The sequence below is a fragment of the Brevundimonas sp. EU05-FHT14B07 genome (assembly GCF_058790795.1).
Genome location: NZ_JBYTCZ010000006.1, coordinates 1 through 22,928, shown reverse-complemented (window position 1 = coordinate 22,928; position 22,928 = coordinate 1). Strand labels below are relative to the sequence as shown.

The 22,928-nt window shown below is 66.1% G+C and carries 28 protein-coding genes; 18 read left to right on the top strand and 10 right to left on the bottom strand.

Going from position 1 to position 22,928, the window contains the following annotated elements; translation table 11 throughout:
* Positions 1–120: 120 nt before the first annotated feature.
* Positions 121–585 carry a DUF3576 domain-containing protein gene (locus tag AC3WRC_RS13765; RefSeq protein WP_066553623.1) on the bottom strand — a complete coding sequence of 155 codons (465 nt, stop codon included), beginning with the start codon at positions 583–585 and terminating at the stop codon, positions 121–123.
* Between the two features lie 363 nt (positions 586–948).
* On the opposite strand from AC3WRC_RS13765, the gene AC3WRC_RS13760 reads away from it, so the two are divergent.
* Positions 949–1,329: an NtrZ family periplasmic regulatory protein gene (locus AC3WRC_RS13760; protein ID WP_066553626.1), complete on the top strand. Its 381-nt coding sequence runs from the start codon at positions 949–951 to the stop codon at positions 1,327–1,329.
* A 10-nt stretch (positions 1,330–1,339) separates the two neighbouring features.
* Here the strand turns inward: AC3WRC_RS13760 and AC3WRC_RS13755 are convergent, their stop codons facing one another.
* Positions 1,340–1,984, bottom strand: a complete 645-nt coding sequence (locus AC3WRC_RS13755) for a thiamine phosphate synthase (RefSeq protein ID WP_492304213.1) — start codon at positions 1,982–1,984, stop codon at positions 1,340–1,342.
* Here AC3WRC_RS13755 and AC3WRC_RS13750 point away from each other — a divergent pair.
* A complete protein-coding gene (locus AC3WRC_RS13750) occupies positions 1,983–2,699 on the top strand; it encodes a YggS family pyridoxal phosphate-dependent enzyme (protein WP_492304212.1) in 717 nt (238 codons plus the stop codon). The two genes, AC3WRC_RS13755 and AC3WRC_RS13750, sit on opposite strands and share 2 nt — an antisense overlap.
* A gap of 65 nt (positions 2,700–2,764) precedes the next feature.
* The gene (locus tag AC3WRC_RS13745) at positions 2,765–3,451 is read left to right on the top strand and encodes a response regulator transcription factor (RefSeq protein ID WP_066553631.1); all 687 of its coding nucleotides are present in this window, start codon (positions 2,765–2,767) and stop codon (positions 3,449–3,451) included.
* A 4-nt stretch (positions 3,452–3,455) separates the two neighbouring features.
* Here AC3WRC_RS13745 and yczE read toward each other — a convergent pair whose 3' ends face one another.
* Entirely contained in the window at positions 3,456–4,055 is a 600-nt protein-coding gene (yczE, locus tag AC3WRC_RS13740; RefSeq protein WP_492304211.1) for a membrane protein YczE, read from the bottom strand.
* A gap of 11 nt (positions 4,056–4,066) precedes the next feature.
* Here yczE and yczR point away from each other — a divergent pair, with 11 nt between their 5' ends.
* On the top strand, positions 4,067–5,566 hold the full coding sequence (gene yczR / locus AC3WRC_RS13735; protein WP_492304210.1) for a MocR-like transcription factor YczR: 1,500 nt from the start codon (positions 4,067–4,069) through the stop codon (positions 5,564–5,566).
* 3 nt (positions 5,567–5,569) lie between these two features.
* Here yczR and AC3WRC_RS13730 read toward each other — a convergent pair whose 3' ends face one another.
* From AC3WRC_RS13730 to AC3WRC_RS13715, 4 genes are all read right to left on the bottom strand, one after another.
* On the bottom strand, positions 5,570–6,367 hold the full coding sequence (locus AC3WRC_RS13730; RefSeq protein WP_492304209.1) for an exodeoxyribonuclease III: 798 nt from the start codon (positions 6,365–6,367) through the stop codon (positions 5,570–5,572).
* Between the two features lie 217 nt (positions 6,368–6,584).
* Positions 6,585–7,088, bottom strand: a complete 504-nt coding sequence (locus AC3WRC_RS13725) for a hypothetical protein (RefSeq protein ID WP_492304208.1) — start codon at positions 7,086–7,088, stop codon at positions 6,585–6,587.
* A 47-nt stretch (positions 7,089–7,135) separates the two neighbouring features.
* Positions 7,136–8,068: a Gfo/Idh/MocA family protein gene (locus AC3WRC_RS13720; RefSeq protein ID WP_492304207.1), complete on the bottom strand. Its 933-nt coding sequence runs from the start codon at positions 8,066–8,068 to the stop codon at positions 7,136–7,138.
* A gap of 4 nt (positions 8,069–8,072) precedes the next feature.
* Positions 8,073–9,236 carry a DegT/DnrJ/EryC1/StrS family aminotransferase gene (locus AC3WRC_RS13715; protein ID WP_492304206.1) on the bottom strand — a complete coding sequence of 388 codons (1,164 nt, stop codon included), beginning with the start codon at positions 9,234–9,236 and terminating at the stop codon, positions 8,073–8,075.
* 176 nt (positions 9,237–9,412) lie between these two features.
* Here AC3WRC_RS13715 and AC3WRC_RS13710 point away from each other — a divergent pair, with 176 nt between their 5' ends.
* The 3 genes from AC3WRC_RS13710 to AC3WRC_RS13700 all read left to right on the top strand — a co-directional run bounded on the left by AC3WRC_RS13710 (position 9,413) and on the right by AC3WRC_RS13700 (position 11,940).
* Complete coding sequence (locus AC3WRC_RS13710) at positions 9,413–10,489, top strand: AGE family epimerase/isomerase (protein WP_492304205.1); 1,077 nt, start codon at positions 9,413–9,415, stop codon at positions 10,487–10,489.
* Positions 10,486–10,995 (top strand): D-glycero-alpha-D-manno-heptose-1,7-bisphosphate 7-phosphatase, encoded by a 510-nt coding sequence (locus tag AC3WRC_RS13705; RefSeq protein ID WP_492304204.1) that lies wholly within the window; start codon positions 10,486–10,488, stop codon positions 10,993–10,995. Before AC3WRC_RS13710 ends, AC3WRC_RS13705 begins: the two co-directional genes overlap by 4 nt.
* Positions 10,996–11,058: 63 nt before the next feature.
* Positions 11,059–11,940 carry an alpha/beta fold hydrolase gene (locus AC3WRC_RS13700; RefSeq protein WP_055755054.1) on the top strand — a complete coding sequence of 294 codons (882 nt, stop codon included), beginning with the start codon at positions 11,059–11,061 and terminating at the stop codon, positions 11,938–11,940.
* Here AC3WRC_RS13700 and AC3WRC_RS13695 read toward each other — a convergent pair.
* Positions 11,937–12,911 carry an ABC transporter ATP-binding protein gene (locus AC3WRC_RS13695; RefSeq protein WP_045810932.1) on the bottom strand — a complete coding sequence of 325 codons (975 nt, stop codon included), beginning with the start codon at positions 12,909–12,911 and terminating at the stop codon, positions 11,937–11,939. The two genes, AC3WRC_RS13700 and AC3WRC_RS13695, sit on opposite strands and share 4 nt — an antisense overlap.
* A 185-nt stretch (positions 12,912–13,096) precedes the next feature.
* Here AC3WRC_RS13695 and AC3WRC_RS13690 point away from each other — a divergent pair, with 185 nt between their 5' ends.
* The 5 genes from AC3WRC_RS13690 to polA all read left to right on the top strand — a co-directional run bounded on the left by AC3WRC_RS13690 (position 13,097) and on the right by polA (position 17,766).
* On the top strand, positions 13,097–13,381 hold the full coding sequence (locus AC3WRC_RS13690) for a hypothetical protein (RefSeq protein ID WP_492304203.1): 285 nt from the start codon (positions 13,097–13,099) through the stop codon (positions 13,379–13,381).
* Between the two features lie 56 nt (positions 13,382–13,437).
* The gene (locus AC3WRC_RS13685; RefSeq protein ID WP_017505425.1) at positions 13,438–13,677 is read left to right on the top strand and encodes a zinc-finger domain-containing protein; all 240 of its coding nucleotides are present in this window, start codon (positions 13,438–13,440) and stop codon (positions 13,675–13,677) included.
* A gap of 81 nt (positions 13,678–13,758) precedes the next feature.
* Entirely contained in the window at positions 13,759–14,199 is a 441-nt protein-coding gene (locus tag AC3WRC_RS13680; RefSeq protein WP_165114650.1) for a VOC family protein, read from the top strand.
* Positions 14,199–14,816 (top strand): DUF6655 family protein, encoded by a 618-nt coding sequence (locus AC3WRC_RS13675; RefSeq protein WP_017505427.1) that lies wholly within the window; start codon positions 14,199–14,201, stop codon positions 14,814–14,816. Before AC3WRC_RS13680 ends, AC3WRC_RS13675 begins: the two co-directional genes overlap by 1 nt.
* Before the next feature lie 37 nt (positions 14,817–14,853).
* A complete protein-coding gene (polA, locus tag AC3WRC_RS13670; protein WP_492304202.1) occupies positions 14,854–17,766 on the top strand; it encodes a DNA polymerase I in 2,913 nt (970 codons plus the stop codon).
* A gap of 7 nt (positions 17,767–17,773) precedes the next feature.
* Here the strand turns inward: polA and AC3WRC_RS13665 are convergent, their stop codons facing one another.
* A complete protein-coding gene (locus AC3WRC_RS13665) occupies positions 17,774–18,928 on the bottom strand; it encodes a hypothetical protein (RefSeq protein ID WP_492304201.1) in 1,155 nt (384 codons plus the stop codon).
* A 157-nt stretch (positions 18,929–19,085) separates the two neighbouring features.
* On the opposite strand from AC3WRC_RS13665, the gene AC3WRC_RS13660 reads away from it, so the two are divergent.
* Positions 19,086–19,289 (top strand): twin transmembrane helix small protein, encoded by a 204-nt coding sequence (locus AC3WRC_RS13660; protein WP_055755048.1) that lies wholly within the window; start codon positions 19,086–19,088, stop codon positions 19,287–19,289.
* 2 nt (positions 19,290–19,291) lie between these two features.
* Positions 19,292–19,864, top strand: coding sequence for a cob(I)yrinic acid a,c-diamide adenosyltransferase (locus AC3WRC_RS13655; RefSeq protein ID WP_039246607.1), 573 nt, complete (start codon positions 19,292–19,294; stop codon positions 19,862–19,864).
* A 10-nt stretch (positions 19,865–19,874) separates the two neighbouring features.
* On the opposite strand, the gene AC3WRC_RS13650 is transcribed toward AC3WRC_RS13655, so the two are convergent.
* Positions 19,875–20,219: a hypothetical protein gene (locus AC3WRC_RS13650; RefSeq protein WP_492304200.1), complete on the bottom strand. Its 345-nt coding sequence runs from the start codon at positions 20,217–20,219 to the stop codon at positions 19,875–19,877.
* 116 nt (positions 20,220–20,335) lie between these two features.
* On the opposite strand from AC3WRC_RS13650, the gene AC3WRC_RS13645 reads away from it, so the two are divergent.
* The 4 genes from AC3WRC_RS13645 to AC3WRC_RS13630 all read left to right on the top strand — a co-directional run bounded on the left by AC3WRC_RS13645 (position 20,336) and on the right by AC3WRC_RS13630 (position 22,653).
* Positions 20,336–21,100: an electron transfer flavoprotein subunit beta/FixA family protein gene (locus AC3WRC_RS13645; protein WP_017505433.1), complete on the top strand. Its 765-nt coding sequence runs from the start codon at positions 20,336–20,338 to the stop codon at positions 21,098–21,100.
* Position 21,101: 1 nt separating this feature from the next.
* Positions 21,102–22,031 (top strand): electron transfer flavoprotein subunit alpha/FixB family protein, encoded by a 930-nt coding sequence (locus AC3WRC_RS13640; RefSeq protein ID WP_492304199.1) that lies wholly within the window; start codon positions 21,102–21,104, stop codon positions 22,029–22,031.
* Positions 22,032–22,107: 76 nt separating this feature from the next.
* Positions 22,108–22,398, top strand: coding sequence for a DUF167 domain-containing protein (locus AC3WRC_RS13635; RefSeq protein WP_492304198.1), 291 nt, complete (start codon positions 22,108–22,110; stop codon positions 22,396–22,398).
* Between the two features lie 54 nt (positions 22,399–22,452).
* On the top strand, positions 22,453–22,653 hold the full coding sequence (locus AC3WRC_RS13630) for a hypothetical protein (protein ID WP_055755043.1): 201 nt from the start codon (positions 22,453–22,455) through the stop codon (positions 22,651–22,653).
* The last annotated feature ends 275 nt before the right edge of the window (positions 22,654–22,928 follow it).

The following is a 22,928-nucleotide window of genomic DNA, read 5'->3' as shown; positions in this document are numbered from 1 at the left end:
CTCAACTAGCCCGAAGGACGACAGCGCCCAAGAAGTAATGCGTCCTAAAAACTCTTGGACGCGTCGCGCTCAAGCAGCCCGAAGGGCGGTAGCGCCTAGAAATAAGAGCGAGCGCCGGCTTTAGCCGGCGTTCGACAGGTTCAGCTGGCGCGCCTTGGTCAGGATGGCGTTTTCCAGATCGGCCTCGGTCTGGGCGGCGACCGGGGCGGCGGTCCACTGACCATCGGCGCCCTTCACTTCCTTGGTCACCGTGACGTTCAGCGCGTCGGCGCGCAGACGGGTGTCCAGGATGAAGACGGTCGCCTTGAAGCGCTCGTTCGGCGTCTGGGGGTTGATGTACCAGTCATAGTTGATGACGCCGCCCCACGGATCGGCGGTCAGCAGCGGCATGAAGCTGAGCGTGTCCAGCGAGGCGCGCCACAGGTAGGCGTTGACGCCGATGCCCTGTTGCACATTCGTCTTGGGCGCAGACTTCTTGCCGCCGACGAAGGGAATGCTCGAGCAGCCCGACAGGGACGCGCCCAGGGCCACGCCCGAGACCAGCACGACCGCGACGTTCCGAACCAGGGCCTTGTTGAGGCTCATCAAGAGAAGTCTCCGTAAACTCAGGGACGTGAGAGCCCTCGCCCGCACGCGCGCACGGCATGAGGAATGCCGACTGCCAGGCTCTATAACACGGCGAAAAGGGGCGATGACAAGGCGAAGTCGGTTCCCGTCGCATCGCGCGTCGCGGTGTTTTGTGAAGGGCATGTGAGATTTCGCCGGAATCCGCCCGAATCCCGTGACGCTTGAGACACATACGCTGACAACAATGCGCGGGAACCTTGTTATCGCCGGCTCATTGCGTTGACCGCGCAGACACCCGGTGTCTAATCGCGGGGCTCACGACCATATAAGGTCGGTTCAGGGTTGAAACGCCGCCTCATGGCGGGGTTCGAAGGATTCGGTATGCGGTTCGGTGGTTTCCTGGCTGTGGTGATGGCGACGACGGCGATGGCCGCGTCGACGTCGGCGCTCGCCCAAAGCACATCCACCGTTTCTCTTTCGGAAGCGCAGGCGGCGCAGCGCAATGCGCCGGCGCCGCAACGTCGCGGCCTGCGCCTGAACGATCGTGGCCGCTGGGGCCTGGATTTCAACCTGAACCAGCCCGTGGGTCGCGAGACCGACTGGGGTGATGTCGAGGCCGGCGCCTATTACCGCCTGAACGACCGTCTGCGCGTCGGCGCCGCCGCCGCCGTCAGCACGCCGGAAGCCGATCCGGCCCGCGCGCCCGAAACCAATGGTCGGGCCCAGCCCCGCGTCCGTCTGGAAACCATCTTCAAGTTCTGATTTCGATCGGTCAGCGAAACGCTGACTGGATCGCATTTACCGCCGCCAGGCCGCAGGCGCCTGTGTGTGCGAGCGTTGCGGCGTTTTCTGGCGTGACGCCGCCCAGCGCATAAACGGGCAGGCCGGCGGCTTTCACATGCTGTTCGAAAGCAGCGATGCCCAGGGCAGGTTTGCCGGCGGACACGCCGCCCGCTGGAAACACCGGCGACAGGATCAGTGCGTTCAGGTCTTCGGGCGGCAGGGATAGGCCGTGCCAGGCCGCTGTCAAAATCCAGTCGGGTCGGTCTGCGCGAATGCGCGCTGTCTGCTCCACCGCACGTTCAGGCAGGTGGAGCCCGTCGGCGTCGATCGCCTCGGCCAGATCAGGGTCCAGCCCGACCAACAGTTTCACGCCCCGATCGGCCGTCTCTTCCCGAAGCCGATGCCCCGTCTCGACGGCGTCGGAGGCGCCAAAGGCGCGATAGACCACGGCCGAGCCGGCGGGCAGGCGCGCCGCTGTCTCCCACGGTCTGGTCGTGCGATCCGGGTCGGTGAAGAACAGCATCGGCGGCAAGGTCGCTGCGGCCGGGCTGACAGCGGCGGCTGCGCGGTTTAGAGCGGTCGCGGCGTTCCAGAGCGCGCGCGCATCGTCGCTGTAACCGGCCGGCAGGATCATGACCTCTTCTTCCTCCGCTTTTTCCGCCCCGTCCATCGCCGAAAGGGTCGCCGAGGTGCAGGCGCGTATCGATGCCGCCTGCCATGCGGCCGGTCGGGATCCAGCGGATGTGACCCTAACCGCCGTCTCCAAGACGCAAGCCCCCGAGGCCATCGACGCCATACTGGCGACGGGTCAGCGGATCTTCGGCGAGAACCGGGTGCAGGAGGCGCAGGGCCGTTGGGCTGACCGTCGCGGGGAACTGCCGGGTCTGGAACTGCGGCTGATCGGCCCGTTGCAGACCAACAAGGCCGAGGATGCAGTCGCCCTGTTCGACGTGATCGAAACCCTAGACCGTGAAAAACTGGCGCGCGCCTTGGCGCAGGCGGGCGAAAAGCGCGGCCGATCGCCGCGCGTCCTGGTCCAGGTGAACTCGGGCGCGGAGCCTCAGAAAGCCGGGGTCCTGCCCGACGCCGCCGACGCCCTGATTGCGGCGGCCCGCGACACCTATGGGCTGACGCTCGAGGGTCTGATGTGCATTCCACCGGCGGATCAGGACGCAGGGCCGCATTTTCAGATGTTGCGGGACATGGCCGAACGCCACGGTTTGTCGGTCCTGTCGATGGGCATGAGCGGCGACTACGAGACCGCCATCTGGTGCGGCGCGACGCACGTCAGGGTCGGCACGGCCTTGTTCGGGGAACGAAATCGACCCGAAACGCCCTCTAGCTCGTAACCCGATGTGAATATTCGCACCCCCAAGCCTTGGCGCGGGGGCCAAGCCTCGCCATTGTCTGTCCCATGCCTACGCCCAAGACCATTCTGATCATTGACGACGACGACGACCTGCGCGAGGCCTTGGCCGAGCAGCTGAACCTGCATGAGGAGTTCAAGACTCAGCAGGCTGCAACCGCGACCGATGGCGTGCGAATGGGGCGCGAGATCCGCGCCGATCTGATCCTGTTGGACGTCGATCTGCCCGATATGGATGGCCGCGAGGCCTGTCGCCTGTTGCGTAAGGACGGGGTTTCGACGCCGGTGATCATGCTGACGGCGCAATCGGCGGACGCCGACGCCATCCTGGGTCTGGACGCCGGGGCCAACGACTATGTCACCAAGCCCTTCCGGTTCGCCGTGCTGCTGGCGCGCATTCGCGCCCATCTGCGCAGCCATGAACAATCCGAGGACGCCGTCTTCACCATCGGCCCCTACGAGTTCCGGCCTGCCGCCAAGGTGCTGATGGACGCCAAGGGCAAGAAAGTGCGGTTGACCGAAAAGGAAACCAATATCCTCAAATACCTCTATCGCGCCGGGGCCAAGCCGGTGTCGCGCGAAGAGTTGCTGACCGAGGTCTGGGGCTACAACGCCGGGGTCACGACCCACACGCTGGAAACCCATATCTATCGCCTGCGCCAGAAGATCGAACCTGAACCCGGCCATGCCCGCCTTCTGCTGACCGATGCGGGCGGATACCGGCTGCAGCCCTAAGGGCTCAGTCGGCCGTCTTCGGGCGGATCGTGAGCAGCGGCAGGAAGATGTGGACCAGCGGGCCGATGGTCAGGGCGTAGAGCAACGTGCCCACCCCGACCGAGCCGCCCAACAGCCAGCCGACGGCGATAACGGCTAGTTCGATGGCCGTCCGCACCCATTTCACCGGCCAGCCTGTGCGCGCGACGATGCCGGTCATCAGGCCGTCTCGGGGACCGGGACCGAGACCCGCGCCAATATAGGCCCCGCTGGCCACGCCGTTCAGGACGATGCCGGCGATGAGCAGGCCGGCCCGGAGCGGTAGGCCCAGGTCGGACGGGATCCAGTCCAGACCAAAATTGGCGACCGTGCCGATGACCAGAACATTGGCGAAGGTCCCGATCCCTGGTTTCTGGCGCAGGGGAATCCATAGCAGCAACACGGCCATACCGATCAGATTGACCACCAAACCGAAGCTGATCCCGGCGGGTTTCGCGAACCGCTCGAACACCCCTTGGTTCAGCACGTCCCATGGATCCAGACCGAGATCGGCGCGGACGATCAGGGCGATAGACAGGCCGTAGAGAAACAGGCCGGCGAAGAGCTGGATCAGGCGACGGGTCATAAATCGATCCGATGCGCCAAACTGGCTATCAAAAACAGAGCCAGTTATGCCATTCTGGCCCCATGTCGTCGCGGTCGATCGGTCTTGTTTCTCTGACGCGCCACCTCGGCGCCTGGCGGTCGCCGGGCGCAGGCGCAGCCTATCGGCAGCTTTCAGGCGCGATACGACTGCTGATTCTGGATGGCCGACTGCCCTTGGCGGCGCGTTTGCCCGGCGAACGGGAACTGGCCCAGGCGCTGGGCCTGAGCCGAACGACCGTCTCGGCCGCCTACGGACGCTTGCGGGATGACGGGTTTCTCACCGGCGGGCAGGGCGCCGCCGCACGCACCAGCCTGCCGAACGGACCGGCGCCGCGTCATGAGGCGACGCAAACGGACAAGCCCGGTCTAATCGACCTGACCGCCGCCGTCCTGCCGGCCGATGCCAATGTGCATGCAGCCTATGTGCGGGCGCTGGAGCGATTGCCGGCGAACCTGCCCGGACACGGTTATGAGACGGCGGGGCTGGAGGAGTTGCGCGAAGCGGTGGCGGCTGGCTATCGGCGGCGCGGCCTGGCGACCTCTTCCGGTCAGATTTTGATCACGCACGGCGCGCATAACGGCCTGGTTCATCTTCTGCGCCTGACGACGCGCCCCGGCGCCCCGGTGGTGTTCGACCATCCCACCTATCCGCAGGCGATCGACGCCATCCTGGCGGCGGGCGGTCGCGCCGTGCCCGTCGCCTTGCCGGACGGCGAGGGCGAGGAGGGTTGGGATGTCGAGGGTCTGATTGCGGCCTGCCGCAGCAGCAACGCGGCGATGGCCTATCTGGTGCTGGACCACAACAATCCGACCGGCCGGATGATGCGGGCGGCGGACCGGACGCGCTTTCTGGCGGGGCTGAAGGGGTCGGAAACCTTACTGGTGCTGGACGAGACTCTGGTCGAACTGACCTTGAGCGGACCTCCGGCGCTCAGCGCCTCGGCCGTCGATGCGCCGCGGATGGTCAGATTGGGATCGATGTCCAAGAGCGTCTGGGGCGGTTTGCGAATAGGCTGGATCCGCGCGGACCGGGCGGTGATCCAGCGTCTGGCCCAAAGTCGCGCCAGCTTTGATCTGGGTGTCCCGATCCTGGAGCAGCTGGCGGCGGTCGAACTGTTGAACGACGGCGGCAAGGCCCTGGCGGCGCGCCGGCCCCTCTTGCGCGCCCGGCGGGATCATCTGCGGGCGCGGCTCGCTGAAAAACTGCCTGACTGGGTCTGTCCCCGCCCGGCTGGGGGATTGTCCCTGTGGGCGCGCCTGCCGGGGCCGATCAGTTCCGCTCTCACGATCGCGGCCGAGGCCGAAGGCCTGCGCCTCGCCGCCGGTCCGCGATTCGGCGTCGACGGCGCCTTCGAACGCCGGCTGCGCCTGCCCTATACCCTGCCGGAAGATCAGCTGGACGAGGCGGTGGTCCGGCTCGGGCGCGCGGCCAGAAAGGTCGGCCGGGGTCGAAAGGCGCCGGCGTCGGTCAAGCCGGTCGCCGTCTATTGAGGATCAGACATCCAGATCGACCGTCACCGGCGCGTGGTCGCTGGGACGATCCCATTCGCGGACGTCGTCGTGGATGCGGGCGGTGTCCTTGACCACGGCGGGGGTCAGGCCGGGCGACGTCCAGATGTGATCCAGGCGCAGACCGCGATTTGATTTGCGAAAGTCCGCGGCGCGGTAGCTCCACCAGCTGGCCAGTTTCTGGGGCTCGGGGAAGCGGTCACGAAGCACGTCGGCGAAACCACCCTTCTCCTGAAGCCGGTTCAGGGTCTCGACCTCGATCGGCGTGTGGCTGACGATTTTGGACATGTAGCGGTGGTTCCAAACATCGCCCTCTCCCGGTGCAATGTTGAAGTCGCCGGCCATGACCAGGGGGCGAGACTTGTCCTGCTTGGCCACGATCGCGGTCAGCTGTTCATAGAAGTCCATCTTGTGGTCGAACTTGGGGTTCAGCGCCCGGTCCGGAACGTCGCCGCCGGCCGGGATATAGAAGTTCTGCACGTCGATGCCGGACACGCGGGCCGAGACACAGCGCGCATGGCCCAGTTTGCAAACCTGGAAGGTGTCGCTGTCCTCAAGCGGCAGGCGGCTGGCAATGGCGACGCCGTGCCAGCCCTTCTGGCCCGCCACGCGAAGGTGGGGCATGCCCATGTCCTCGAAGGCGCCGCGCGGGAACTGGTCCGTGGTGCATTTGATCTCCTGCAGCATTAGGACATCGGGCGCGCGTTCGGCGACGAAGCGGGCGACCTGGTCGATGCGCAGGCGGACGGAGTTGATGTTCCAGGTGGCGAGGCGAAGGGTCATGCCCCCGTCTAGCAGGCGCGCGGCGTAAAAAAAGCCCGACCGCGACGGGCCGGGCTCTGGGAGGTTCGTCTCTCTCGCCGCCGGGGAGGGGGATATTCCAGGGCGGTAGAACGGCCGCCGCCGCTCGTGTGCTCAAAGTGTCACTGACGAATATAAAAGTCAAATCGTCACAATTGTCCGCTTGTGCGTGCTCATTATGAAACAGTCTGGACGCGGATCAGTCTCGTGGCGTTTGCGCCTGCGGGGCTGTCGCCCATTCGCCGCGCCAGTCGTAGCTGAGCGTCACGCAGTGCCGATAGGCGCCGTCCGACCACCGACCCACCGCCTGCATCGTCAGGGGACGGGGCGCACGAACGCGACCCATGATCAGCCAGACCTCGTCGGCGCCGGGACACAGGGCGCGCGACAGGCCGCGGCCGTCGCCGTCCTGATCGATGCCGTAGATATCGTTTTCCTCGGCGCCCTGCGGCAGGACGCGCCGAGCGGCGTCCGGTCCGCCGCGCGTGAAGCCTGCCGTGCCGCGCGCGGTGGTCGAAAACAGACGTTCCACCTGCACCGCGCCGAACAGACCGCGCCGCACCTGCAAGGTGACGCCCTTGGTCAGCGCCTGGGTGATCCGGTCCGATGCATTATAGGCCAGGTAGCGGGTGTCCGCGTGGGCGGGCGCCGCTGCCGAACCGACGACGATCAGGGCGAGAGCGGTGGCGGTGATACGGCGCATACGTTTCTCTTCCTCAGTTTTTGCGGCGAGAACGGGGCCTGATCAGATCAGTGCTCGCCGAGGCAGCGCAGCGCGACCTCGAGATTGCGCAGGCCGTCTTCACCGGTGACCGCCGGCGTTTCGCCTTTCGTGATGGCCCGAGCGAAGGCCTCCAGCTCCTTCTTCAGGGGTTCGGCCGGCCAACTGTTCAGCATCCGGGTCGAATAGGAGCCGTCCGGCTGCTGGCCGAAATACTCGGTGACCTGGCGCGTGATCAGATCGGCGACGATGAATTTGGTCTTGGTCGCGACCTGCAGCGTGCGGGTCTTGTAGGGGGTGACCCAGTTGGTGGTGATATGGGCGATCACACCGGTGTCCAGACGGAACTGGAGCAGGGCCGTGTCCTCGCGGTCGGCGCGGGTGCGGGCCAGTTGCGGCTGCACCTCGACGATCTCGGAGCCCGTCAGGTGGCGGATGATGTCGATGTCGTGCACGGCCAAATCGATGACCACGCCGACCTCGCCCATGCGGGGCGGGAAGGGCCCGACCCGAGTGATCTGGATCGAGATGATGTCGTCGTCGGCGACGGCGCGCTTGACGGTTTCGACCGCGGGATTGAAGCGCTCGACCTGACCGACCATCAGAACGCGGTCATTGGCCTTGGCCGCATCGATCATGCGCTGGGCGTCGGCGACGCTGGCGGCGATCGGCTTTTCGACCAGAACGTGGACGCCCTTTTCCAGCAGGGCGACGCCGATTTCGGCGTGGAACCGGTTGGGCGTGGCGACGATGGCGGCGTCCAGACCGGCGTCGACGAAGGCCTGGGCCGTCGTGACCGGTGATGCGCCATAGGCGGCGGCGACGCCCTCGGCCGTCACCGCATCGGGATCGAAGACGGTGGTCAGGTCGAACTCGCGCATTTCGGAGGCGACGCGCGCATGGTTGCGGCCCATGACGCCGACGCCGGCGACGCCGATCTTGAGGGTGGGGGTGTTCGGCATAGGCTTAGCCCTTGTAGCTGGCGACGGTGGCGACGACCTTGTCCTGGGTCGTCTCGTCCAGATCGGCGTGCATCGGCAGGCTGAGGACGCGGTCACTCAGCCGTTCGGTGACGGGCAGGCCGCCCGCACCCTGCGGGAAGCGCTGATAGGCCGGCTGCATATGCATCGGCACCGGATAATAGACGGCGGTGGGCACGCCCTGATCCTTCAGGTGCGCGGCCAGTCCGTCGCGATCCTCATGCTCGATCGTGTACTGCGCCCAGATGGAGACGCCGCCGTCGATGACGTGGGGCACCGCCGAGACATGGGGCGCGAGCCGTTCGTTGTAGCGGGCGGCGATCTGGTTGCGCCACTCGATCTCCTGACCGAAGACCTTCAGCTTCTCGATCAGGATGGCGGCCTGGATGGTGTCCAGCCGGCTGTTCATGCCGATGCGCATGGCCAGATATTTGGGGTCGTGGGCGAAGGCGGCGGCGCCGGCCTCCAGGTCCTTGGCGACGACCTTGCCGTGCACGCGAAGGGAATCCATTTCCTGCGCCAGATCGTCGTCGTCGGTCAGCACCGCCCCGCCGTCGCCGTAGCAGCCCAAAGGCTTGGCCGGGAAGAAGCTGGTCGTGGTGACATCGGCCCACTTCAGCGGATGGTCGCCGTTCAGGGTGCATCCGAAGCCCTGCGCCGAATCCGAGATCAGCTTGAGCCCGTGGCGGTCGCAGATCGCGCGGATGGCGGGATAGTCGGCCGGCTGACCAAACAGATCGACGGCGATGACCACCTTGGGCGTCAGGCGACCTTCGGCCTTGACCGCTTCGATGGCCGCCTCAAGCTTGGCCGGGTCCATATTGTAAGTGTGGGCGTCGACGTCCACGAACACAGGCGAGGCGCCCAGCCACGGCACGACCTCGGCCGTGGCCGTGAAGGTGAAGCTGGGGCAGAAGACGGCGTCGCCGGTGCGGACGCCCCAGGCGATCAACGGCAGGATCAGGGCGTCGGTGCCGTTGCCGCAGCCCAAGGCGTGTTTGGCCTGACCGAAGGCGGCGAGGTCGGCCTCGAACTGGCGGACCTGCGGACCCATGACCCAGGCGCCGCCGACGACGGCTTCCTGAACGGCGGCCTCGATCTTGCCGCCGAGGCGCTGGCGCTGGGCCTGAAGGTCGATGAAGGGGATCATGGGGGACGCTCTCCACGGGGGAATCGGGGGCGGCGGCCGGACAGGCGGGCCGCGAATGTCGGGTCGTCCTAGCAAGATCGGGCGCGCGGGCCAAATCGCGCGGCGTCACATCGCGTTGCCCTTTGCTACCGCACACAGGTCTTGGCGCCCGTCGGCTTGCGTCTTAAGCCAGCGCCATGACGACGCTTTCCGCCGCCCGGACCAGGGTTTCGAACTGGCTGTTCGACCATGCCCTGCCGCTTTGGGCGGAGCGGGGCGTCGATGCGCAGGGGAGATTCTTCGAGCAGCTGGATTTCGATGGCCGGCCGGTGATCGGTCTTCGTCGTCGCACGCGGGTTCAGGCGCGTCAGGTCTATGTGTTCTGCGAAGCGGCCGCCTTGGGATGGGCGCAGGGCCGTGCGGTGGCCAAGGCCGGGCTGGATCAACTGATAGCCGACCGCCGACGTGATGACGGCCTTTGGGTCTCGGCAACCGATGACGACGGCGTGGTGGTCGATGAGACGCCGGATCTCTATGATTTGGCCTTCGTTCTGTTCGCGCTCGCGGCGGCGCACCGCGTCCTGGGTGATGCGCGAGCGCGGCCTTTGGCGCTACAGACGCTGGCTGCGATCGATCGGTTGATGGCGTCTTCGCATAGGGGATGGGAGGAGGCGCTGCCGCCACGCCTGCCGCGGCGTCAAAATCCCCACATGCATATGCTGGAGGCGATGCTGGCCTGGCATGCGGTTGCGCCTGATCCGGCGTTCGAGATGGCGGCGCGGGTGTCGCTGGACCTGTGCAAACACCGCTTCCTGGTCGACGGCGCGATCCGCGAATATTTCACCGAGGATTGGTCCGCCGATCCAGCGACGGGTCATGTGATCGAGCCGGGCCACCTCGAAGAATGGGCCTGGCTGTTGAAACAGAGCGGGGACGATTCAGATCTGGCCACGGCGCTGCATCGTCGAGCGGCAGCCCAGGGTTATCGCGACGGATTCGCCATCCGCGAGATCGGCCCGGCGGGAGAGGTGCTGGATGGCGGGCGGCGTCTGTGGGCCCAAACCGAGGCCATTCGCACGGGGTTGAGTTTTGGCGACGCCGGCGTTTCGGCACTGATCGCCGCCGTGTTCGACACGCATCTGGCGACCGCTGTGCCGGGCCTATGGGTGGACAACTACGATGCCCAAGGCCGCTCGCACGATGCGGCGGCGCCTGCGTCCAGCCTCTATCACCTGATGACCGCCTTTTCTGAACTACTTCGGAGCGACGCATGACCGGCCGGCCCGCCGCCTTTTTGGATCGAGACGGGGTGCTGATCGAGGACAGCGGTTATCCGCATCGTCCGGAGCATCTGAAGCTGATTCCGGGCGCGGCGGCGGCGGTGCGGCGGATGAATCAGGCCGGCTATCGCACCGTGATCGTGACGAACCAGTCGGGCGTGGCGCGGGGCCTGTTCAGCGAAGAGACGATGAACGCCTTCAACGATCTGCTGGTCGCGCGACTGGCCGAAGAGGGCGCGATCATCGACGCCGTCTATTCCGCGCCCTTCCACCCCGAGGCGATCGAGGCGCGTTACCGCCATCCCGACCACCCTGATCGCAAGCCCAATCCGGGCATGTTGCTGCGCGCCATCAAAGAGCACGATCTGGACCCGACGCAGTCCTTCATCATCGGCGATCAGAAGCGCGATCTGCAGGCCGGAGAGCGGGCCGGGGTGGCGGGCTACCTCTTCGAAGGCGGCGATCTGGACGCTTTCGTACGCGATGTGGTCGGTCTCTAAGACCGGGCGTCGCATTTCCTCGCCTGGTGAATTACTCTGGTCTAAAATCCGAGGAAATCGCCAATGAGCGCGCCCTATCCATTCGTTGAACGCCGCTGGACCTCGCCGGATGGGCTCACGCTCTTTGCGCGGGATTATGCGCCCGGTCCCGGTGTCGCGCGGCCGCCGGTGATCGCCATCCACGGGCTGACCCGCAACAGCGCCGATTTCGAAGCCATCGCGCCGCTTTTGGCCCAGAGCGGGCGTCGGGTGCTGGCCGTGGATGTGCGTGGACGTGGCCTGTCGGACCGTGCGCCCGACCCCATGACCTATATGCCCGACGTCTATGCGCGCGACGTGCTGGCCCTGATGGAGCAGGCCGGGATCGATAAAGCGGTCTTCGTGGGCACCTCGATGGGCGGGCTGATCACCATGGCGCTGACGGCGATGCGGCCGAAGGCGGTTGTCGCGGCGATCCTGAACGACATCGGGCCGGAGGTGGCGCCGGAAGGTCTGGCGCGCATCGCCGCCTACAGCGGTCAGCCGGTGGAGATCGGCTCCTGGGCCGATGCGGCGGCCTATGCGAAGCGGATCAATGCGGTGGCGTTTCCGCACTATATGGATGCGGACTGGGACGCCTTCGCGCGGCGCATTTTCCGCCAGCAGCCCGACGGCGAGATCGCGCTGGACTACGATCCCGACATCGCCGTGCCGATCCGCGCGGCGGGGGCCAAGGCGCTGGTTCCGAACCTGTGGCCCATGTTCCGGCGGCTGGCGAAGAAGAAGCCGACGCTGCTGGTGCGGGGCGCTGCCTCGGATCTGCTGAGCGCCGACATCGCCGCGCGGATGAAGAGGGCGGCTCCAACCATGGCCTATGTCGAGGTTCCCGGCATCGGCCACGCGCCCATGTTGGACGAGGCCGAGGCCAAGGCGGCGATCTTCGAATTCCTGGCCGAGGTCGATTAGTCCCTGGTCGGGTCGACCCGTGACGTATCGCCGTAGGTCAGGGCCAGGAAGACGTCCTCCAGGTCCGGATCTTCGGTGGTGATGTCGGCGATGGTGACGCCGGCGGCGCGCACGGCGTTGATGACCTGCTCGACCGACGACTGCCCCTTTTTATAGGCGACCGCGAAGGCGCCGCCCGGACGGGGCGTAACCTCGAAACCGGCCAGCACCGGCGGCGTCGCCTGGGGCGTTTCCGGGGTCACGACGACATTGCGGCTGTCCAGACGGCGTAGAAGCTGCGGCGTCGGCTCGCAGGCCACCACCTCGCCCCGGTTGACGATGGCGATGGTGTCGCAAAGCTCCTGGGCCTCTTCGAGATAGTGGGTGGTCAGGACGATCGTCACCCCCTCCTCGTTGATGCGGCGGACATAGGCCCACAGCTGGCGACGCAGTTCGACGTCCACGCCGGCCGTCGGCTCGTCCAGGATCAGGATGGGCGGATTGTGGACCAAGGCCTTGGCCACCATCAGACGGCGCTTCATGCCGCCGGACAGGGCGCGGACATAGGCGTTGGCCTTGTCCGACAGGCCCAGCGCGGCCAGCAGTTCGTCGGACCGGCGCTCGTCCTTGGGCACGCCGTAAAAGCCCGCCTGCACCTCCAGCGATTCGCGCGGGGTGAAGAAGACGTCGGCGACGATCTCCTGCGGCACGACGCCCAGAGCGGCGGCGGCGTCGCGCGGCTCCTTGTCGATGTCGCGGCCCCAGATGGTCACCGAGCCCTCGGACTTCTTCACCACCCCTGCCAGGATGTTGATCAGGGTCGATTTGCCGGCGCCGTTCGGGCCCAGCAGGCCGAAGACCGAGCCGCGCGGAATGACCAGATCGACGCCGCGCAGAGCCGTCTTGGGGGCGGCCTTCTTGGACCCGGCATAGGTCTTCTTCAGTCCCCGCACCTCGATGGCGTTGTCGGGCAGGGCGGGGGTCTCTGACATGGTCGGCTATTCACTCGGACGGGACGGCGAGCGGCATAGGTAGGGCGCACGATCGCAATCGCCAACCTGTCTTGCCGACAGCATCAGACAAGCAGACCTGTCTATGTGTCAATGGTGCTTGACTTAAGCATTTCGCGTGTCTAGCTTGCTTGTCATTAAGACAACCAAACTTGATGGAGATCGACGTGACCGCCGTTCAAAAAGGCAAAACGCCTCTGACCCGCACCCGCCTGATCGGCTTCGTCGCCATGGCGGTCTGCGCCATCGGCTACATTGGTGGAGGAGTGGCGCTGCTGGCGGGCAAGACCGATCAGATCGAGATGACGCATGCCGCCATCGCCGGCGCCGCCCTGCTGCTGATCGGCGAAATCGGTCTGTGGGTCGGCGCGGCCTGTCTGGGCCTGACGCTGTTCAAGAAGCGCAAGGCGATGCTGAACCGGCTGCTGGGTCGCCGGACCGCCGAGGTTTGACCTTCAGGCCTGCGCCGCCTAGGAAGCGCGCAAGCCTTTCAGACCCGGACCGGACCATGCCTCCCCGCCATTCCGACGCCATCATCCCGCCGCCCGAAGAGATCGTCGTCTCGACCAAACGCGTGGCCTGCGACGGCGGCGGCGGGGCCCTGGGTCATCCGCTAGTCTATATGGACATGGGCGAGGACGACTTCATCGAGTGCGGCTATTGCGACCGGCGTTTCGTCCTGTCGGCCCAGGCCCACGACGAGAACGAATATCTGAGCCCCGCGGCCCGCGCGCCCGAGGCCCACTGAGACCGTAACCTCAGTTCAGTCGCGGTGTTGCGGCGGTTGGGTCTATAGACGGCTGACACGCTGTTCGGACGGAGACGAGCCTTGCGCTATCTGCACACCATGGTCCGGGTAAAGGACATCGACGCGTCGCTGCACTTCTATTGCGATCTCCTGGGTCTGCAGGAGGTGCGCCGCACCGAGAACGAGGCGGGCCGGTTCACGCTTGTGTTTCTCGCCGCGCCCAAGAATCTGGAACAGTCGGCGGCGGAACGCTGCCCCGAGGTCGAGCTGACCTTCAACTGGGATCCGGAAGAGTATCAGGGCGGCCGCAACTTCGGTCACCTGGCTTACAAGGTCGATGACATCTACGCCGCCTGCCAGACGCTGATGGACGGCGGGGTGACGATCAACCGTCCGCCGCGCGACGGCAACATGGCCTTCGTCCGCTCGCCCGACGGCATCTCCATCGAACTGCTTCAGGAAGGCGCGCCGCTGGCGCCGGCCGAGCCCTGGGCCTCCATGCCGAACGTCGGCGCCTGGTGATGACGGCCCGGACGGCGGCTCTGCTGACGGTTGCGGCGGTCGTGCTGTCGGCCTGCGCCTCGACCACCGAAAGCAACACCGGCCGCACGGCGACGGAGCAGCTGCTCTTGGCCCGCGCCTCGGACCGGGCGGTCGAGGGGCTGGTCCTGCCGCTGCCGACGGGCGCTTCGGTCTTCATCGACGACGCCTATTTCCAGGGCGAGGGCACACGCTACGCCGTCAGCGCGATCCGGGGGGCGATCTCGGACGCCGGTTTCAGCCTGGCCCGCAACAAGGACGAGGCGAACGCCGTGTTCGAGATCCGCGCCGGCGCGCTTTCGCTGGAGCAGATGCGGCGCGTCTTCGGCATTCCCGAGATGCGGATCCCGATCAACGAGACCTTCAACGTCGTCTCCCTGCCGGAACTGTCGGTCTACAGCCACCGGGACCGGGTCGGGGTCGCCGAGTTCTCCGGCTTCCTCTATGAAGCCAAGACCGGTGCGCCGCTGGGCGCGGTGGTGCCGATGATCGGCACCTATCGCATCCGCAGCCACAAGGCCTTCATGGTCGTGTCCTGGGGTCAGCAGCAGGCCCAGCCGGGTCAACGCGATCCGGGATCGAGCTGGACCGAATTCTGACGCTGACGCGGGGGCTTTGGAGCCCTATGTTCCCGCCATGACCGAGACGACTGCGCCCGAAAATCCAGAAACCGAACGCCAGATGACGCAGGACGGCCCTGCGCTGCGGCTGTGGATGATCGACGCCTCGGCCTACATCTTTCGCGCCTATCACGCCCTGCCGCCATTAACGAGAAAGTCCGACGGCCTGCCGGTCGGCGCGGTCCAGGGCTACTGCAACATGTTGTGGAAGCTGCTGAAGGACATGAAGGGCGCGGATGGCCCGACGCATCTGGTGGCCATCTTCGACCACTCGGAAAAGACGTTCCGCAACACCCTGTACGATCAGTACAAGGCCCATCGCCCGCCACCGCCCGAGGATCTGGTCCCGCAGTTTCCGCTGGTGCGCGAGGCGACGGCGGCGTTCGGTGTGCATTGCGTCGAACTGCCCGGCTATGAGGCCGACGACCTGATCGCCACCTACGCCTGCAAGGCGCGCGATGCAGGCGGCGAGGCGGTGATCGTCTCGTCCGACAAGGATCTGATGCAGCTGATCGGCGGCGGCGTCGTGATGTGGGACCCGATGAAGGACCGGCGTCTGGCCGAGCCTGAGGTCTTCGAAAAGTTCGGGGTTGCGCCTGAGAAGATGGTCGATCTGCAGGCCCTGATCGGCGACAGCGTGGACAACGTCCCCGGCGCGCCAGGCATCGGACCGAAGACGGCGGCGCAGCTGCTGGACGAATACGGCGATTTGGACACCCTTCTGGCCAACGCCAACGAGATCAAACAGCCCAAGCGCCGCCAGACTCTCATCGACTTCGCCGACCAGATCCGGCTGTCGCGCGAGCTGGTGCGCCTGACCTGCGATGCGCCGGCGCCCGAGGCGATCGACGATTTCGCCGTGCGCGATCCCGATCCCGCGATCCTGTCGGCCTTTTTGGAGACGATGGAGTTCCGCTCGCTGCAGCGCCGCGTCGGCGACGGCAAGGCCGGGCCCAGCGACGTCTCGGCTTTTGCGCCCAAGCGTGCGCCGAACCTGAATGCGCCGGTCGCGACCCCTCGCTACGGCCAGGTCGTCGAAGGCCCGGTCGAGGTTCAGACTTTCGATCACGCGGCTTACGAATGCGTCCAGACAGAAGAGGCCCTGGATCGCTGGATCACGCGCGCGACCGAGGTCGGCGTCGTCGGATTCGACACCGAGACCGATACGCTGTCGGCGACCCATGCGGGCCTGTGCGGCGTGTCGTTGGCGGTGGGGCCGAATGAGGCCTGCTACATCCCCCTGACGCACGAGCACGAGCCGCAGGCCGGCGAGGGCGGTCTCTTTGGTGAAGCGGGAGAGGCGCCCGAGCCGATCCATCAGCTGGACAAGCCCACGACCCTGGCCAAGCTGAAGACGTTGCTGGAAGACCCGTCGGTCCTGAAGGTGCTTCAGAACGCCAAATACGACATCGCCGTCATGGCGCGTCGAGGCATCCGCGTCGCGCCTTATGACGACACCATGCTGATCTCCTATGTGCTGGAGGGCGGACTGCACGGGCACGGCATGGACGAGCTGGCGCGCCTGCACCTGGGCCACGAGCCGATCCCGTTCAAGAGCGTGGCGGGTGCCGGCAAGAGCCAGAAATCCTTCAAGCATGTAGCTTTGAAACCCGCGTCGGAATATGCGGCCGAGGATGCGGACGTGACGCTGAGGCTATGGCGAATCCTCAAGCCCCGGCTGGCGCGGGAGGGCCTGTCCACCGTCTATGAGACGCTCGAGCGCGGCATGCCGACGGTGCTGGCGGACATGGAGTTGAATGGAGTTCGCATCGATCCCGACCGGCTGAAGCGGCTGTCCAGCGAGTTCGGCCTTCGCATGGCCGAGCTGGAGGCCCAGGCCCATGAGATCGCCGGACGGCCCTTCAACATCGGCTCGCCGCGCCAGATCGGCGAGATCCTGTTCGGCGAACTGAACCTGCCGGGCGGCAAGAAGACCGCCTCGGGCCAGTGGGGCACCGACGCCAGCGTGCTGGAGGAACTGGCGCTCAGCCACGATCTGCCGCGCGCGATCCTGGACTGGCGCCAGCTGTCGAAGCTGAAGGGCACCTATACGGACGCCCTGACCGCGGCGGCCGATCCCAAGACGGACCGCGTTCACACCAGCTATCAACTGGCCGCCGCCACCACGGGCCGCCTGGCGTCCAGCGATCCCAACCTGCAGAACATCCCGATCCGCACCGAGACCGGCCGCGAGATCCGTCAGGCCTTCATCGCCGCGCCCGGCAATGTCCTGATCAGCGCCGACTACAGCCAGATCGAACTGCGCCTGCTGGCCCATATCGGCGACATCCCCGAGCTGAAGCGCGCCTTCAAGGCGGGGCTGGACATTCACGCGGCGACGGCCTCGGAGATGTTCGGCGTACCAGTCGAGGGCATGCCGTCCGAGACCCGCCGTCGCGCCAAGGCGATCAACTTCGGCATCGTCTACGGCATTTCGGCCTTCGGCCTGGCCAATCAGCTGGGCATCGATCAGGGCGAGGCGGGGGCCTATATCAAGACCTATTTCGAACGGTTCCCGGGCATCCGCGCCTATATGGACAAGACCAAGGCCGAGGTGCGCCAGACCGGCTTCGTCTCGACCGTCTTCGGCCGCCGCATCCACATCCCGGCCATCCACTCCAAGTCCGGCGCCGAGCGCCAGTTCGGCGAGCGCGCCGCCATCAACGCCCCGATCCAGGGCGCGGCCGCCGACATCATCCGCCGCGCCATGATCCGCATGCCCGCCGCCCTGACCGAAGCCGGTCTTGCTACGCGCATGCTGCTTCAGGTCCACGACGAACTGGTGTTCGAGGCGCCGGAAGCCGAGGCCGACCGCGCCATCGCCGTCATCAAACGCGTGATGGAAAACGCGTCGGACCCAGCCGTGGCCCTGACCGTACCCCTCGTAGTGGATGCCCGCGCGGCGTCGAACTGGGACGCGGCGCACTAGGAACGGGCTAGGCGGCGATCATGCCGATGTCGTCGGGGAGTTCGCCGCGGCCGAGCAGGCCGGTTTCAAAGTCCATGAAGATGTCCATCAACTCCTCGACGTTCACCGGAGCGGCGGAGGGACCGAAGCGGAAACGCCAGTAGCTGACGATGTGCTGGACGGCGCCCAGCTGGTCGCCCAGCTTGGCGAACATGGAGGGGGCGTCCAGCAGGAAGTCGCGGAAGGCGATCGGGCGGCCTTCCTGGGTCAGTTTGGCGTAGGCGTCGTCATAGACGCGCAGAGTGCGACTGACCTCGTCGCACGTCTTGATGATGCGGCCGCGCAGGACATCGCGGCTGCGCGCCAGATATTCCTTGGCGGCGCGATCGACCTTGCCGACGGGCTTGATGGTGCGCACGGCCTCGGCGACGCCGGCGACTTCGCCCAGCAGGGCGGCGAGCGTCCACTTGTAATAGAGGAAGCCTTTCCAGCAGAAGACGCCCTCCTGATACTGTTCGGGCGCCAGGCGCAGCGTCAGTCGCAGGGCGTCCAGCTGATCGCCGGGCGTGTTCGACAGGATCTTTGACGCCATCCGCCCGGCCGAATCCGAGTTCACTGCGATCGTGTCCGCGCCCAGGCTGAGCGTCACCAGCGGCTCGATCTCGCTGCGAACGAAGGCCAGCATGCGCTGAAGATCACTGTCGCTGATCGAGAAGTAGCAGGGCGAGGGGTCCAGGCCGCCGCGCCGCAACTGCTCGCGCAGCAGGAAGGGATCCAGCGACGGCAGTTTGTCGATCAGGCGCAGGGTCTCGATATCGGGATGGTTGGGCGCAACGCCGAACGCCTCCATCATCATCCGCTCAAAGCCGATCTGATTGACGAAGACGTATCGGCCTCCGGTCTTCAAATCTCCATCGTCGATGGGAATGACGACCTTGGTCGCGACCTGGCGTCGGCCGGTGAACAGATCGGTCTCATTGCGTCGAAGACGATGCTTGATGATGAGGGCGCGGTTCAGCGCCGCTGTACGGAAGATCGGACGCGCCGCCCAGTCGGGATTGCGAACGGCGCCGTCGGGCGCGCTGTCGCCGTTCTCCTCCCACACGCGCAGCAGATTCAGCACGCGAGCTGTGGAGGCCGAGCTCTTGAGGTGCTCCAGGTTGCGGACGGCGCGATCAGTCATGGCGCTGACGTTACGCCAACAATCGTCACCAAATGGCTTAGCTCGGGAAATAAAATATCTGCGGTCGGCGAATTTCTGCCGTTCGATCCTGCGCGCCGGACAACGGCTTTGAGCGCTGTGCTGGCGCGTGACGGCGATCCGGGTCTAGAACGACGGCATGCAGATCTTCGACATTCTGATCATCCTCGCGATCCTGGCCGTGACCATCACTCTGGGCTTCGGCCTCTATTCGCTGTTCCGGGGCGGGGACTATGCGCGCAGCCATTCCAACAAGCTGATGCGGCTGCGCGTCGGGCTTCAGGCGGTCGCCGTCATTCTGCTGGTCGTCGGCATGATGTGGAAGGCGACGCAGGGAGCCTGATCATGGTAACGCTGAACAAGATCTACACCCGCACGGGCGATGACGGTCGCACGCGGCTGGCGTCCGGCGCGCCGGTGTCCAAGAGCGACGCCCGGGTCGAGGCCTATGGCGCGGTCGATGAGCTAAACGCGGTGATCGGGGTCGCCCGGCTGAACAGCGGCCAGAACGACCGGATCGACGCGATGCTGGGCCGGATCCAGAATGAGCTGTTCGACCTGGGCGCCGATCTGGCCACGCCTCTGGACCCGCCGCCGGCTTGGGAAGCCTTGCGCATCGTGGAGAGCCAAGTCGCGCGGCTGGAGCAGGAAATCGACTGGATGAACGAGAGCCTGAAGGCGCTCGACAGCTTCATCCTGCCGGGCGGCGCGCCCTTGTCGGCCCATTTGCATGTCGCGCGCACCGTCTGCCGACGGGCCGAACGCGAGGCGGTGCGTCTGATCGAAAACGGCGAGGCCGTGAACGTCGAGGCGGTCAAATATCTGAACCGCCTGTCCGACCATCTGTTCGTGGCTGCGCGACGCGCCAACGCCAACGGCGCTAGCGACATCAAATGGAAGCCCGGCGCGACCCGCTAGGCGAAACCGGTCAGGCGGCGGGACGCGCCGCCGCCAGTGCGGCTTTCTGACGCTCGGCCTCTGCGGCGCGGGCGCGGCTCTGGGCGGCGAGATCCTGTTCGATCCGAACCAGCTCCCGGTTCTTCCCGGCCGAAGCCTCGGCGCGCGACACGCCATTGGGGCGGCCGGTGATCTGCGCGATGGAGATGGGCTGGGCGCAGATGCGGCTTTCCATGTCGTACCATTTGCCCGCCGCCTCGCAGCGTTTGCCGGGCGCGACCCAGTAGTCCTGCAGGGCGAAAATCCCGACGACCGTGAAGCCGAACAGGCCGAAGAAGATCATCGCCAGGCGGGGAAAGGTCAGGAAACGCTTCATCTCGTGGTCCGTTGGATAGGGATCGAAGCCACAGCTTGACCCCACGTTACGTTGACAGGCCTTCGCGACCGCTCCATGTCCTGCCCACACATTCAGGCGATTTCACGGATAGACCCATGAAGGTACTCGTCCCCGTCAAACGGGTGATCGACTATAACGTCAAGGCCCGCGTCAAGGCGGATCAGTCGGGCGTCGATCTGGCCAACGTCAAGATGAGCATGAACCCCTTCGACGAGATCGCCGTCGAAGAGGCGGTTCGTCTGAAGGAAGGCAAGGAACACCATGCCGCCGGCACCGCGACGGAAATCGTCGTGGTCTCCATCGGCGTCACCCAGGCCCAGGAAACCATCCGCACGGCGCTGGCTATGGGCGCGGATCGGGGGCTGCTGATCCAATCGGATACGGATCTTGAGCCGCTGGCGGTCGCCAAGCTGCTGAAGGCGGTGGTCGAGGAAGAAAAGCCCGACCTGGTCCTGATGGGCAAACAGTCGATCGACGGCGACAACAATGCCGTGGGCCAGATGCTGGCCGCCCTGCTGGACTGGCCCCAGGCGACTTTCGCCGGCAAGCTGGTGATCGATGCCGGCAAGGCCACGGTCACGCGCGAGGTCGACGGCGGCCTGCAGACGATTGCTGCCGAACTGCCGGCGGTGGTCACGGTGGACCTGCGGCTGAACACGCCGCGCTATGCCTCCCTGCCGAACATCATGAAGGCCAAGAAGAAGGAGATCGCCATGAAGGCGGTCGCCGACTACGGCGTCGATGTCGCCGACCGCCTGAAGGTCATCAAGGTCACCGAGCCGCCCAAGCGGTCGGCCGGCGTCAAGGTGGCCGATGCGGCCGAACTGGTTTCCAAGCTCAAGTCCGCGGGAGCGCTGTAATATGGCTGTCCTCGTCATCGCCGATCACGACGGTTCGACCGTTCGCGACACCACCCACAAGACCGTGACAGCCGCGCTGGGCCTGTCGTCCGATGTGGACGTCCTGGTCCTGGGGCAGGGGGCGCAGGCCGCCGCCGATAGCGCCGCCAAGATCGCGGGCGTCCGCAAGGTGCTGCTGGCCGAGAGCGCCGGTCTGGGCAAGATGCTGGCTGAGGCGGTCGAGGCGACTGTCCTGCCGCTGGCCGGGGGCTACGACGCCATCCTGACGCCGGCGACCACGGACGGGAAGAACTTCGCCCCGCGTCTGGCCGCCAAGCTGGACGTCGCGCCGATCTCGGACATCATCGACGTGGTGTCGGCCGACACCTTCGTGCGCCCCATCTATGCCGGCAACGCGCTGGAGACGATCCAGTCTGCCGACGCCAAGAAGGTGATCACGGTGCGCCCGACCGCCTTTGCTGCCGCGGCTGAGGGCGGTTCGGCCCCGGTCGAGAGCGTCGCCGGCGCCGATGCGCCCAAGACGGCCTTCGTGTCCGAGGAAATGGTCAAGTCGGACCGGCCCGAACTGGGCGCCGCCAAGATCATCGTCTCGGGCGGTCGCGCCCTGGGCTCGGCGGACGAGTTCCATGCCGTGATGGAGCCGCTCGCCGACAAGCTGGGCGCCGCCATCGGCGCCTCGCGCGCAGCGGTCGACGCCGGCTATGCGCCCAACGACTATCAGGTCGGTCAGACCGGCAAGGTGGTCGCCCCGGCGCTCTACATCGCCATCGGCATCTCAGGCGCCATTCAGCACCTGGCCGGGATGAAGGACTCCAAGACCATCGTCGCCATCAACAAGGATGCGGACGCCCCGATCTTCCAGGTCGCGGACTATGGTCTGGTCGGCGACTACAAGACGGTGGTGCCGGAACTGATGGCCGCCTTGGGCTAGGCCCAGGTCGAATCGATCTGAAGAGGGCGCGGCGCCGATCGGAGCCGCGCCTTTTTTCTTGCCCGCAGAGGACCACATGGCGAACTTGCCTGTAAGGCTGCAGCCCGGCGCTGCGGCCGAGCGCATTGATGGGTGGGCGACCGACGACGAGGGTCGACCCGTGCTCAAGGTGCGCGTCCGCGCCCGTCCGATCGAAGGAGAGGCCAACGACGCCCTGATCCGGCTCTTGGCCAAAAGCCTTGGCGTCCCGAAGTCGTCGGTCAGCATCGGACGCGGCGCACAATCACGTTTGAAAATGATCGTCGTGCAAGGCTTGGATGACGAAGAGCTGCGCTCGCGCCTCGTCGACGGTCTTTCTGGCGATTGAGGAGAGCCATCCGGCCGATTGATGCGTTCTGCATCGGAACAGGAGACCAACCCAATGACGATGGACGCCCGCATCCTCCACGCCCGCAGCGGCGTTACCCTCGAGCAGAAGGACGATGTCTATAGGGTTTCAAGCCTGCGGCTGTCCGACCCGGCGACTTTCTCGGAAGAGGCGGACGCCCAACGCGCCTTCGATGATGAGGTCGCGGCTTCCGAGCAGGATCCAGAGCTGATGTCGCGTCTCGGCGGGGCCTGAGAAGGCGAAACGCCTGGATTTGCGGACCCCAGCTAGACTTGAAGATTGCGATTCCTGATCGACGATCATGAGTCTGCGAGAAACTTCCCCCTGTTGGTGAGAATCCGCTTGCTGACAAATCCCCCTCTCCGTATAGAGCCGCCTCGCTCGGAAACGGGCTGGCCGGCGGGGCGGCGGGGATGAAGATCTCCAAGGTCCCACGGAAGAAAGAAGCGAAAAACTTCTTGCTTTCATCGGTTGGTTTCACTAGGTTCCGCGCTCCAATCGAATCGCCG